Below are 12,179 nucleotides of genomic sequence, written 5' to 3'. Positions count from 1 at the left end.
CTTCTTTTAAAATAAGGAGGTGCCAACATGAAACTTCACGAATTAAAGCCTGCAGAAGGTTCCCGTAAAGAACGCAAGCGTCTTGGACGCGGTATCGGTTCTGGTCAAGGTAAAACTGCCGGTAAAGGTCATAAAGGTCAAAACGCTCGTTCCGGCGGCGGTGTACGCCCTGGTTTTGAAGGTGGTCAAACACCTTTATTCCAACGCTTGCCAAAACGCGGTTTCACGAACATCAACCGCAAAGAGTTCGCAGTCGTTAACCTTAATGCACTGAACGGATTCGAAGATGGAACAGAAGTGACTCCAGAACTTTTGATCGAAACAGGTCTTGTCAAGAAAGAATTAGCAGGTGTGAAAATCCTTGCTAACGGAAACTTGGAAAAGAAACTGACTGTAAAAGCTCATAAGTTCTCCTCTGCAGCCAAAGAAGCGATTGAAGCTGCTGGCGGTCAAACTGAGGTGATTTAATGTTCCAGACAATCTCCAATTTTATGCGTGTGGGTGAAATTAGAAATAAAATTCTCTTCACCCTTTTAATGTTGATTGTATTCCGACTTGGCACATTCATACCTGTACCAAGCGTGAATGCTGACATTTTAAGAGCACAGGATGACATGAGTGTCTTCGGCGTGCTGAATACATTTGGCGGCGGTGCACTGCAGAACTTCTCGATCTTCGCGATGGGAATCATGCCGTATATCACTGCTTCCATCATCATCCAGCTCTTGCAGATGGATGTTGTGCCTAAGTTTACTGAATGGTCCAAGCAAGGAGAAGTCGGACGCCGTAAATTAGCTCAGTTTACCCGCTATTTCACGATTGTCCTTGGATTCATCCAGGCTCTCGGTATGTCTTATGGCTTTAATAACATGGCAGGAGGATTGCTGATCCAGAATGCCGGAATCGGGACTTACCTGCTGATTGCGACGGTCTTGACTGCCGGAACCGCATTCCTGATGTGGCTCGGCGAGCAGATCACCGCTAAAGGGGTAGGAAACGGAATCTCAATCATTATCTTTGCTGGTATCGTTGCGGGCTTGCCTACGATGGTCAACCAGATCTACGCTCAGAAGTTCGAGGATGCTGGAGAGGCATTATTCCTCCAGATCATTACGGTCCTTCTGATCCTGCTGGCGATCATCGCGATCATTGTTGGTGTCATTTACATCCAGCAGGCAACCCGGAAAATACCAATACAGTACGCAAAACGCATGAGCGTGGGGAATAACCCGGTTGGCGGCCAAAACACTCACCTTCCTTTGAAAGTGAACGCTGCTGGTGTCATCCCGGTCATCTTCGCGATTTCGTTTATCGTCACTCCTCCGACAATCGCTCAGTTCTTCGGCACAAATGATGTAACATTGTGGATCCAGAAAACCTTTGATTACACACAGCCAATCGGCATGATTGTCTATGTGGCCCTGATCATTGCGTTCACTTACTTCTACGCGTTCATCCAGGTCAATCCTGAACAGGTTGCCGAGAACCTGAAGAAACAAGGCGGATATGTTCCGGGCATCCGTCCGGGCAAAAATACACAGGAGTATTTGACAAGGGTCCTTTATCGCCTGACGTTTGTTGGCGCGATCTTCCTTGCCGTTATTTCTGTGCTGCCAGTATTTTTCATTCAATTTGCTGGCCTGCCGCAAACAGTTCAGATTGGCGGAACAAGCTTGCTGATTGTTGTCGGGGTTGCGCTCGAGACAATGAAGCAGCTTGAAGCTCAGCTTGTAAAACGCCATTATAAAGGTTTTATAAAATAGGATTTAGGGGACATTGGTTCCCTGAATCTTTAAATAGAGACTGAGGGGGAAATCGTGTGAATTTAGTTCTGATGGGGCTTCCGGGTGCCGGTAAAGGCACACAAGCCGATAAAATTGTTGGAAAATACAACATCCCTCATATCTCAACAGGAGATATGTTCCGTGCAGCGATAAAAGAAGGAACGGAACTTGGATTACAGGCAAAGTCATTCATGGACAAAGGGGAACTTGTTCCTGACGAAGTAACGATCGGAATTGTCCGTGAGCGCTTAAGCAAGGCTGACTGCGAAAAAGGATTCCTATTGGATGGGTTCCCTCGTACAGTTGCCCAGGCGGAAGCACTGGAGGCAATGCTTGTTGATCTAGGAAAGAAAATCGACTATGTCATCAACATTGATGTCGATCAAAGCATCCTGATGGAACGTTTAACGGGCCGCAGGATCTGTAAGAACTGTGGGGCTACCTACCACCTTGTCTTCAATCCACCTTCAGTCGAAGGGGTTTGTGACAGATGTGGCGGGGAACTGTATCAGCGTGCTGATGACAATGCAGAAACAGTCCAAAACCGTCTGGACGTTAATATCCAGCAGACAAAGCCTCTATTGAGCTTCTATGAAGAAAAAGGTTACTTGCGCAATATCAACGGTCAGCAGGACATTGATAAAGTGTTTGCTGATATCGATGAATTGCTTGGGGGCTTATTATAATGATCATTTGCAAAACCTCTCGTGAAATAGAAATCATGCGGGAAGCCGGCCGCATCGTCGCGTTGACCCACGAGGAGCTGAAAAAGCATATTGCTCCTGGAATCACGACGAAAGAACTGGATGCTATTGGCGAGGAAGTGATCCGCAAACATGGAGCAACCCCTTCCTTTAAAGGGTATAACGGTTTCAGCGGCAGCATCTGTGCATCGGTCAACAATGAACTAGTTCACGGGATTCCTGGCAAACGGGTCTTGAATCAAGGCGACGTCATCAGCATCGATATCGGTGCCAAGTACAAGGGGTACCATGGGGACTCAGCTTGGACCTACCCGGTTGGAAAGATTGATGATGAAGCCCAGCGTCTATTGGACGTGACAGAAGAGTCCCTTTACAGGGGCTTGAAGGAAGCTAAGCCAGGAGAACGCCTATCGAACATCTCCCATGCGATTCAAACGTTTGTGGAAACACAAGGCTTTTCTATTGTTCGCGAGTATGTCGGCCACGGTATTGGGAAAGAATTGCATGAAGACCCGCAAGTCCCTCATTATGGCCCTCCAAACCGGGGTCCAAGGCTGAGGCCTGGAATGGTTCTATGTGTAGAACCAATGGTCAACGCAGGAAGCCGCTATGTCAAAACGTTAGCCGATAATTGGACTGTTGTAACGGTGGACGGTAAAGTGTGTGCACATTTCGAGCATACCATCGCGATCACCGAAACCGGCTTCGAGATTTTAACTCAAGTCTGATTCAGCTGTTCGTATTACTTAAACCTGTTTTAAGTCTTAAAAAATGGCCAATAATGATGTTTTATTGCGGACGGGATGCTCAATTTGTGTTATAATCATACGGTTGAGTATTGACTTCATCAATTTGTCTGATAAAATTGCCGAACAGGCTGTGGCCAAAGGGAAGCTGTGCTTTGCATCAGCGAAGCATACGGTGGATAGTAAATGTTCTCAAAGAAGGGAGACTAGTTCATGGCGAAAGATGATGTAATCGAAATTGAAGGCACAGTGATTGAAACTTTGCCTAACGCAATGTTTAAGGTAGAATTAGAGAATGGTCATACAATTTTAGCTCATGTTTCCGGCAAAATCAGGATGCACTTCATCCGGATCCTGCCTGGAGATAAAGTAACAGTCGAGCTTTCTCCATATGATTTGACTCGCGGAAGAATTACCTACCGCTTTAAATAAACCGAATGCACTCCGTACTACCAAGGAGGTTAGAGTAATGAAAGTGAGACCATCTGTTAAGCCGATTTGCGAAAAATGCAAAGTTATCCGCAGAAAAGGCAAAGTCATGGTGATCTGTGAAAACCCTAAACATAAACAAAAACAAGGATAATATTAAAGGAGGTGCGCATCTATAATGGCACGTATTGCTGGTGTAGACATTCCACGTGAAAAGCGTGTAGTAATTGCATTAACTTACATTTTTGGAATTGGCAGACCAACTGCTGAGAAAGTACTTGCTGAAGCTGGTGTTTCCGAAGACACTCGTGTACGCGATCTGACAGAAGATGAACTGAACAAAATCCGTGATATCATCGACAAGCTAAAGGTTGAAGGTGACCTTCGCCGTGAAGTTTCCCTTAACATCAAGCGCCTGATGGAAATCGGTTCATACCGTGGCCTTCGCCATCGTCGTGGATTGCCTGTTCGCGGACAAAACACAAAGAACAATGCACGTACTCGCAAAGGTCCTCGTAAGACTGTAGCTAACAAGAAAAAATAATCGGTAAAGGAGGTTAACAAATAAATGGCTCGTAAAACTAATACACGCAAACGCCGCGTCAAAAAGAATATTGAAGCAGGAGTTGCGCATATTCGTTCAACTTTCAACAATACAATTGTAACAATTACAGATGTTCATGGTAACGCATTATCATGGTCAAGTGCAGGTGCGCTAGGATTCAAGGGTTCACGTAAATCCACTCCATTCGCAGCACAAATGGCAGCTGAAACAGCAGCTAAAACTTCAATGGAACATGGTTTGAAAACTCTGGAGGTTACAGTAAAAGGACCAGGTGCCGGACGTGAAGCAGCTATCCGTGCTCTTCAAGCAGCAGGTCTGGAAGTTACTGCAATCAAAGACGTGACTCCAGTTCCGCATAACGGCTGCCGCCCGCCAAAACGTCGCCGTGTTTAATTTTTCTGTATAGATTTTGTACTCCTGTCTATAATGGGATATGATACAAACATTTGCTGAAAATACAGAAAAATAGTTAATCCAGTTGTTGTGCACAGACGGGAACGTATACATGGGGGAATTTCGGTATGGTTTAGGACCAGCCGGGGTTTCGACGTTTTGAAGGAGGGTATATTTGATGATCGAAATAGAAAAACCAAAAATCGAAACGGTTGAGATCAGCGATGATGCCAATTACGGCAAGTTTGTCGTAGAACCGCTTGAGCGTGGATATGGTACAACTTTGGGTAACTCCTTACGTCGTATCCTATTATCCTCACTCCCAGGTGCAGCTGTGACATCGATTCAAATCGATGGAGTACTTCATGAGTTCTCAACAATTGAAGGCGTCGTAGAAGATGTTACATCAATCATTTTAAATGTTAAGAAACTAGCTTTGAAAATCTACTCTGATGAAGAGAAGACACTCGAAATCGATATGCAGGGCGAAGGTCCGATTACAGCTGAGAGCATCACGCATGACAGTGACGTAGAGATTTTGAATCCAGATCTGCACATTGCGACTCTTTCCAAGAAGGGTGCATTGCGTATGCGCTTGACTGCACGCAGAGGCCGAGGCTATACGCCAGCTGACCAGAACAAGCGTGAAGACCAGCCAATTGGTGTAATCCCGATTGACTCCATCTACACTCCGGTTTCCCGTGTATCTTATCAAGTAGAAAACACTCGCGTAGGGCAAATGACAAACTTTGACAAGCTGACTTTCGATGTATGGACAGATGGAAGCACTGGTCCAAAGGAAGCTATTGCACTCGGAGCTAAAATCCTGACTGAGCATTTGAACATTTTTGTCGGCCTGACTGACGAAGCTCAAAATGCCGAAATCATGGTAGAAAAAGAAGAAGATCAAAAAGAAAAAGTCCTTGAAATGACTATCGAGGAACTCGATCTTTCTGTTCGTTCATATAACTGCCTGAAGCGCGCGGGCATCAACACTGTCCAGGAGCTTGCTCACAAGACAGAGGAAGATATGATGAAAGTGCGTAACCTTGGTAGAAAATCATTAGAAGAAGTAAAAGCAAAACTAGATGAGCTAGGCTTAGGCTTACGTAAAGATGACTAGTTAATTGCAGTTAACTAGGCATTTTGCTGTCAGCTGGAATCCAGCCGGCTTATGACTTCAACAAAGGAGGGAAACACTCATGGGATACAGAAAGTTAGGACGCACAAGTGACCAGCGTAAGGCAATGCTCCGTGACTTAACAACAGATTTGATTATCAATGAGCGTATTGAAACTACTGAAACACGTGCGAAAGAGCTTCGTTCAGTTGTTGAGAAAATGATTACTCTTGGAAAGCGCGGAGACCTTCATGCCCGCCGTCAGGCATCTGCTTACGTTCGCAATGAAGTAGCAAACGCTGAAACAAACCAGGATGCCGTTCAGAAATTATTCGCTGACATCGCTCCACGCTATGCAGAGCGTCAAGGTGGATACACTCGTATCATGAAACTTGGACCACGCCGTGGCGACGGTGCGCCAATGGTAATCATCGAGTTAGTTTAATACCATTAAACACTCAAGCAAGGGCGATGGACAGTTTAGACAAACTTGTTTCATCCCCTTTTTTCATATTTTCAGAGCCTGGCTCTGTTGAAAACTGAAAAAGCAGCACAAGCCAATACGAGCGTTATGATGAGCAGGCTCTTAATCAAGGATTGGCCCACCTGGCCCCCATGTAGCCAGGGAATTAGGATGCCGCGTACCGGTGTCCTGTAGCGGGTGGAAGTCTGTGGCCCCCCCTGCCGGGCCATTCCTGCCTGTCTCGTCTAGCTCATGCACTTCTTCCCAGTCCTGTTGGACCGATCGATTGCGGAATGCGAACCGCCCGGGAAGAGGTGCAGGCTTTTTTTGTATGCAGGGCTTTTTTAAAAAAGATATAGTAGAGCATAGAGAGAATCGAAGAGTCGAGAGGAGGACAGAGATGGGCAAGCCTCTAGTTAGGATAAAAGATGTATCTTTCAGTTATGATGCTCAGCACCCCCCTGCCCTGAAAAATATCAGTTTTGATATAAATGAAGGGGAATGGCTGGCCATTGTCGGACATAATGGTTCGGGCAAATCCACGCTTGCAAAACTGTTGAACGGGCTGCAATTCCCACAGGAAGGAACCATCACAGTGTGCGGGATTCCTCTTTCTGAAGAAACTGTCTGGGAAATAAGAAAAAATGTAGGAATGGTTTTTCAAAATCCTGATAACCAATTCGTTGGGACAACAGTCCAGGATGATGTGGCTTTTGGTCTGGAAAATCACGGAGTACCAAGGGAAACCATGGTCAAGCGCGTGCACGACTCACTTGAAAAAGTCAAAATGGGAACCTTTCTGAATCAAGAGCCGCACCATCTATCAGGCGGACAAAAACAGCGGGTGGCGATTGCCGGAGTGCTGGCCTTGCAGCCATCCATCATCATTCTCGATGAAGCAACCTCGATGCTCGATCCCCGCGGCCGGGCAGAGGTGATCGAGACGGTCAGGGAGCTGAAAAGCAGGGAAAACCTGACGGTCATCTCGATTACCCATGACCTTGAAGAAGCAGCGAAGGCGGACCGGATCATCGTAATGAATAAGGGAGAGCTTCACCGGGAAGGCAGACCTGAGGAAATTTTTCAAATGGATGAAGAATTGATTGAACTCGGACTCGATATCCCGTTCCCGGTCAAAATGAGCAAGAAGCTGCGATCAAAGGGAATCGGGCTATCAAAATCCTATTTAACCGAAGAAGAGCTGGTGGCAGAGTTATGGACATCTCACTCAAAAATATAGAATACCGTTACCAGGCAAACTCTCCATTTGAAAGGCTGGCTATCTCAGATGTATCGATCGACATTCCTTCGGGCACCTATATGGCGATCATTGGACATACCGGATCGGGCAAGTCGACTGTCCTGCAGCATCTCAATGCCCTGCTGAAGCCAACGAAAGGATCGGTCTTGATCGGCAGCAGGGAGATCAAGGCAAACCGCAAAGAGAAGAACCTGAAGAGCGTAAGGGAAAAGGTCGGGATTGTATTTCAGTTTCCCGAGCATCAATTATTCGAAGAAACCGTCGAGAAGGATATTTGCTTCGGCCCGATGAACTTCGGTGTTGCTGAAGATGAAGCAAAGAAGCGGACGAGGGCTGCAATCAAGCTCGTCGGCCTGCCAGATGAAATCCTCGAAAAGTCGCCGTTCGATCTATCCGGTGGGCAGATGCGCCGAGTGGCGATTGCCGGGGTGCTTGCCATGGAACCGGAAGTCATCGTACTTGATGAACCGACTGCGGGACTTGATCCGCGCGGGCGAAAAGAAATCATGGACTTATTCTATACCCTTCATAAAAAGAAGAACCTCTCCACTGTGCTCGTGACGCACAGCATGGAGGACGCAGCCCGCTATGCGGATGAAATTGTTGTCATGCATAAGGGGAAGGTGTTCACGAAAGGAACGCCAGATCAAATTTTTTCGAACCCAGAGGCACTGATCGATTTAGGACTGGACGTGCCGGAAGTAGTCGGCCTTCAGCTGAAGATGGAAAAAACATTCCAGACGAAATTCGATAAAATCACCCTTTCCGAGGAAGTGCTTGCGAGCATGGTCGCAGCGTTCCTGAAAGGGGGCGGACCGAAATGATGGAGAAAATGATTTTTGGCCGTTATGTGCCAGGAGAGTCGATCCTACATCGGATGGATCCCCGCTCGAAACTGATCATCGTTTTCTTGTTTGTCTGCGTCGTCTTCATCGCGAACAACGCGCTGACATACGGCGTGCTGGCTGCGTATACGCTGCTGATGGTCGGCCTGTCGAGGGTTCCGCTGCGATTCCTATACGGCGGCCTGAAACCGATCTTGTTGCTCGTTCTGTTCACATTCTTGCTCCATATCTTCATGACGAGGGAAGGCGAGCTTGTTTTCGAATGGGGCTGGCTAAAGATATATGAAGAAGGAATCAGGCAGGGAATCTTTATTTCCTTGCGTTTCTTCCTGCTGATTCTTATCACCTCGCTTTTGACGCTGACAACAACGCCAATCGAAATCACCGATGGGATGGAAACGCTGCTCAATCCATTGAAGAAACTCCGTTTCCCGGTCCATGAGCTGGCGTTGATGATGTCAATATCGCTCAGGTTCATCCCGACGCTGATGCAGGAGACCGACAAGATCATGAAAGCGCAGACGGCCCGGGGCGTAGAGTACTCCAGCGGGCCGATCAAGGAGCGGATAAAGGCGATTGTCCCGTTGCTGATCCCCTTGTTCATCAGCTCGTTCAAGCGCGCTGAGGAGCTGGCTGTCGCAATGGAAGCCCGGGGCTACAAAGGCGGGGAAGGTCGGACAAAATACCGCCAGCTCAAATGGGGAGCGGCAGATACAGGAATGATCTTGCTCCTGCTGGCAGTTACGATACTTTTAGTCTTATTAAGAGGGTAATGCTGATGCCGCGTTTAAAATGCACGATCGCATATGACGGGACTGGCTTTTCTGGCTATCAGGTGCAGCCTGGAAAGAGGACGGTTCAAAGTGAAATCGAAAAAGCGCTGGGAAAGCTCCATAAAGGCGCAAGTGTAAGAGTCAGTGCCTCAGGCCGCACAGATGCCGGCGTCCATGCGAGAGGACAGGTGATCCATTTTGATACACCGCTCGAGCTTGGACCCGACAGGTGGCAGACCGCACTTAATTCCATGCTGCCTCCCGATATAGCGGTCATGGCCGCCGAAGCTGCGGCACCAGGCTTCCACGCCAGGTTCGATGCTGTCGGCAAGGAATACCGCTATTTTATCCTTCAATCGAAAACCCGCGATCCATTCAAGCGGAACTATGCCTACCAGTTTCCTTATAAGCTTGATTTCACAGCGATGGAGGAAGCGATTGGACACCTGCTGGGAACTCATGATTTCACGAGTTTTTGCTCGGCGAAATCCGAAGTCGAGGACAGGGTCAGGACTTTGCGGGAAATCGACCTTCTGGAGGAGAATGGTCTGCTCGTGATCCGGTTTGTCGGTGACGGCTTCCTTTACAATATGGTGAGGATCCTTGTCGGGACACTCCTGGAGATCGGTACGGGGAAAAGGATACCCGGGGATATCCCTAGCCTTATTGAAAAAAGAGATCGGACACAGGCAGGGAAGACCGCGCCTGGGCACGGATTGTACCTGTGGGAAGTTTTCTATCAAAATGAAGATGAAAAAAAATTTTAAAAAAAGCTTATGACAACTAATCCTGGTGTTGACATTTGCTTGACAACAAGATATTATATCATATGGTATGTGTTAACCCCACGATCAGCCCCGGAAAGTTAATCGTGTATAATATACTCAACCAATGAACTGGAATTTTTTGTGAATAATTAGGAGGGAACCTCATGCGTACAACGTTTATGGCAAATGCCAACAATATCGAGCGTAAATGGTACGTAGTGGATGCTGAAGGCAAGACTCTTGGACGCCTTGCTTCTGAAGTTGCATCCATTCTACGTGGTAAACATAAACCAACTTACACACCACATGTTGACACTGGTGATCACGTCATCATCATCAACGCTTCCAAGATCGAACTGACAGGCAATAAATTGAATGACAAAATCTACTACCGCCACACTATGCACCCAGGCGGATTGAAGCAAAGAACGGCTCTTGAAATGCGTACGAACTACGCTGAAAAAATGCTTGAGCTTGCTATCAAAGGCATGCTTCCAAAGAACTCTCTTGGACGTCAAATGTTTAAAAAGCTTCATGTATATGCAGGCAATGAGCATCCACATCAGGCACAACAACCAGAAGTTTACGAACTTCGCGGATAATAATTAAGGAGGTAATTAACTTGGCACAGGTTCAATATATCGGTACCGGTCGTCGTAAGAGCTCCGTTGCGCGAGTTCGTTTAGTACCAGGCACTGGCAAAATCATCATCAACAATCGTGAAATCGAAGACTACATCCCATTCGCAGCTTTGCGTGAAGTAGTTAAGCAGCCGCTTGTTGCTACTGAAACCGTTGGAAGCTACGATATCCTTGTAAACGTAAATGGCGGTGGATACACTGGCCAAGCTGGCGCAATCCGCCACGGCATCGCTCGTGCATTGCTTCAAGCTGACCCAGAATACCGTCCAACACTTAAGCGCGCAGGACTTCTGACTCGTGACGCCCGCATGAAAGAACGTAAGAAATACGGTCTTAAAGGCGCTCGTCGTGCACCTCAGTTCTCAAAGCGTTAATAAACCTTATATACCAAGGTTTTGCCCTCTATGCTCTTTTGAGCAAGGAGGGCTTTTTCATGTCCAAAATTGGAATTGAATACCCTTTGAATACCCCGAGCTAAAATTTCATGTACTTCTGGAACATCTCGGCTGTTTTCTCCTTCGCTTCATCGGTCACATGAGTGTAAATATCCATCGTGGTTTGAATATCTGTATGGCCGAGACGGGCTTGTACATCTTTGATAGAAGCACCGGCTGCAAACAACAAACTGGCATGTGTATGCCGGAAGGCGTGAACATTTATTTGTGGCAGCTCCGGGTTCTTTAGATATATCCTTTCTAGCTTTTCATTTAAGTAAGCCAGTCGACAATAATCCATTTCATGTTTTAACTGATTATAGACCGTAAAGATGGGTTGCTTATTATCAGATTGAAAAGGAGCGGCAAGTTCTAACTTCAAATAGCGCTGTATTTGCTTGCTACGCCATTTCTTTAAGATCGCGAGTGTTTCATCATCCAAGCTAACCACACGCCGAGAGGCCTTTGTTTTTGATGTCTGTAGCTGTTTTTTTCCGCTCGTGTGAATCAAGGTCTTTTTTAAGCTGATTGACTTATGTTGGAAGTCCACGTCCGACCAATGCAGGGCATACAGTTCCCCCTTGCGTGCCCCTGTGAAGGCGAGTAACCGAAACATGGTATATGCCATGTCATCGTCTTGAATCGTCTCCAGGAAGCTTCTGAGCTCTTCTCGCGTGTAGTAATACTTTTTCTCTTCCCATTCCGCATTATATTCCATTTCATGTTTTAGTTTCGGCAATGTGACATAATCCATCGGATTGCGCTTAATAATATCCATTTTCATGGCATATCGGAAGACCAGGTTTGCTTGTATCTTATAATCATTGAAGGTTTTAAGCTCCTGAGCCCAAGCGTTAATAGCTTTTTGACAATGGGATCGGGATATGTCTTTCATTTTGTAAGGACCGAAGACTGGGAGGATTCTCCGGCGGAATTTACTCTCCATTGCATACACTGTAGTTGGCTTTACTTCTTTACGATGTTGCTTAAACCATTCCTCAAAAACTTCTTGGAAGGTCATCTGATCATGTTGGCGGAGTCCAAGTTCATCGACTTCCACCAATATTTTAGATAGCGCAATATTTGCTTCCTTTTTTGTCTTGAAGCCCCTCCGTGTGGTTCGTTTCTTTTTTCCAGTGAGTGGATCCTTGCCGAGATACGCATTAAACATATAAGCGGGGCGATTGACGAAATCCATCGGTTTACTGGGGGAGCCGCAAGGCTCATAAATAAACTATGTACACATAGTCTTCT

At 46.6% G+C, this 12,179-nt stretch carries 17 protein-coding genes; 16 read left to right on the top strand and 1 reads right to left on the bottom strand.

Translation table 11 applies throughout. The features are described 5' to 3' along the window. The first annotated feature begins 27 nt into the window (after positions 1–27). The 16 genes from rplO to rpsI all read left to right on the top strand — a co-directional run bounded on the left by rplO (position 28) and on the right by rpsI (position 10,865). Positions 28–468 carry a 50S ribosomal protein L15 gene (gene rplO, locus JJQ88_RS18295; RefSeq protein WP_210367484.1) on the top strand — a complete coding sequence of 147 codons (441 nt, stop codon included), beginning with the start codon at positions 28–30 and terminating at the stop codon, positions 466–468. Next, positions 468–1,763, top strand: a complete 1,296-nt coding sequence (gene secY, locus JJQ88_RS18290; RefSeq protein ID WP_210367483.1) for a preprotein translocase subunit SecY — start codon at positions 468–470, stop codon at positions 1,761–1,763. Before rplO ends, secY begins: the two co-directional genes overlap by 1 nt. Positions 1,764–1,819: 56 nt before the next feature. Next, a complete protein-coding gene (locus JJQ88_RS18285; protein ID WP_210367482.1) occupies positions 1,820–2,470 on the top strand; it encodes an adenylate kinase in 651 nt (216 codons plus the stop codon). Then, positions 2,470–3,216 (top strand): type I methionyl aminopeptidase, encoded by a 747-nt coding sequence (map, locus tag JJQ88_RS18280; protein ID WP_210367481.1) that lies wholly within the window; start codon positions 2,470–2,472, stop codon positions 3,214–3,216. Before JJQ88_RS18285 ends, map begins: the two co-directional genes overlap by 1 nt. A 231-nt stretch (positions 3,217–3,447) precedes the next feature. Further along, positions 3,448–3,666: a translation initiation factor IF-1 gene (infA, locus tag JJQ88_RS18275; RefSeq protein WP_050613653.1), complete on the top strand. Its 219-nt coding sequence runs from the start codon at positions 3,448–3,450 to the stop codon at positions 3,664–3,666. A 37-nt stretch (positions 3,667–3,703) separates the two neighbouring features. After that, positions 3,704–3,817, top strand: a complete 114-nt coding sequence (gene rpmJ, locus JJQ88_RS18270) for a 50S ribosomal protein L36 (protein ID WP_003156543.1) — start codon at positions 3,704–3,706, stop codon at positions 3,815–3,817. A 24-nt stretch (positions 3,818–3,841) separates the two neighbouring features. Then, positions 3,842–4,207, top strand: a complete 366-nt coding sequence (rpsM, locus tag JJQ88_RS18265; protein WP_210367480.1) for a 30S ribosomal protein S13 — start codon at positions 3,842–3,844, stop codon at positions 4,205–4,207. 24 nt (positions 4,208–4,231) lie between these two features. Next, on the top strand, positions 4,232–4,621 hold the full coding sequence (gene rpsK, locus JJQ88_RS18260) for a 30S ribosomal protein S11 (RefSeq protein WP_210367479.1): 390 nt from the start codon (positions 4,232–4,234) through the stop codon (positions 4,619–4,621). Between the two features lie 178 nt (positions 4,622–4,799). Further along, positions 4,800–5,744, top strand: a complete 945-nt coding sequence (locus JJQ88_RS18255) for a DNA-directed RNA polymerase subunit alpha (protein ID WP_210367529.1) — start codon at positions 4,800–4,802, stop codon at positions 5,742–5,744. A gap of 79 nt (positions 5,745–5,823) precedes the next feature. Then, a complete protein-coding gene (gene rplQ, locus JJQ88_RS18250) occupies positions 5,824–6,186 on the top strand; it encodes a 50S ribosomal protein L17 (RefSeq protein WP_210367478.1) in 363 nt (120 codons plus the stop codon). Between the two features lie 418 nt (positions 6,187–6,604). Continuing rightward, positions 6,605–7,444, top strand: coding sequence for an energy-coupling factor ABC transporter ATP-binding protein (locus JJQ88_RS18245; RefSeq protein ID WP_210367477.1), 840 nt, complete (start codon positions 6,605–6,607; stop codon positions 7,442–7,444). Next, positions 7,420–8,289, top strand: coding sequence for an energy-coupling factor ABC transporter ATP-binding protein (locus JJQ88_RS18240; RefSeq protein WP_210367476.1), 870 nt, complete (start codon positions 7,420–7,422; stop codon positions 8,287–8,289). Before JJQ88_RS18245 ends, JJQ88_RS18240 begins: the two co-directional genes overlap by 25 nt. Next, positions 8,286–9,083, top strand: a complete 798-nt coding sequence (locus JJQ88_RS18235; RefSeq protein ID WP_210367475.1) for an energy-coupling factor transporter transmembrane component T family protein — start codon at positions 8,286–8,288, stop codon at positions 9,081–9,083. Before JJQ88_RS18240 ends, JJQ88_RS18235 begins: the two co-directional genes overlap by 4 nt. 5 nt (positions 9,084–9,088) lie before the next feature. Beyond that, positions 9,089–9,850, top strand: a complete 762-nt coding sequence (truA, locus tag JJQ88_RS18230) for a tRNA pseudouridine(38-40) synthase TruA (protein ID WP_210367474.1) — start codon at positions 9,089–9,091, stop codon at positions 9,848–9,850. A gap of 164 nt (positions 9,851–10,014) precedes the next feature. Then, entirely contained in the window at positions 10,015–10,452 is a 438-nt protein-coding gene (gene rplM, locus JJQ88_RS18225) for a 50S ribosomal protein L13 (protein WP_210367473.1), read from the top strand. A gap of 20 nt (positions 10,453–10,472) precedes the next feature. After that, positions 10,473–10,865, top strand: a complete 393-nt coding sequence (gene rpsI, locus JJQ88_RS18220) for a 30S ribosomal protein S9 (protein ID WP_210367472.1) — start codon at positions 10,473–10,475, stop codon at positions 10,863–10,865. Positions 10,866–10,965: 100 nt separating this feature from the next. On the opposite strand, the gene JJQ88_RS18215 is transcribed toward rpsI, so the two are convergent. Further along, positions 10,966–12,123 carry a site-specific integrase gene (locus JJQ88_RS18215; RefSeq protein ID WP_210367471.1) on the bottom strand — a complete coding sequence of 386 codons (1,158 nt, stop codon included), beginning with the start codon at positions 12,121–12,123 and terminating at the stop codon, positions 10,966–10,968. Positions 12,124–12,179 lie beyond the last annotated feature (56 nt).

The organism is Bacillus sp. REN3 (assembly GCF_017912555.1).
Taxonomy (GTDB): domain Bacteria; phylum Bacillota; class Bacilli; order Bacillales; family Cytobacillaceae; genus Mesobacillus.
Note: the sequence above shows the minus strand (reverse complement) of the source record. Positions and strands in the feature narration are given on the sequence as shown.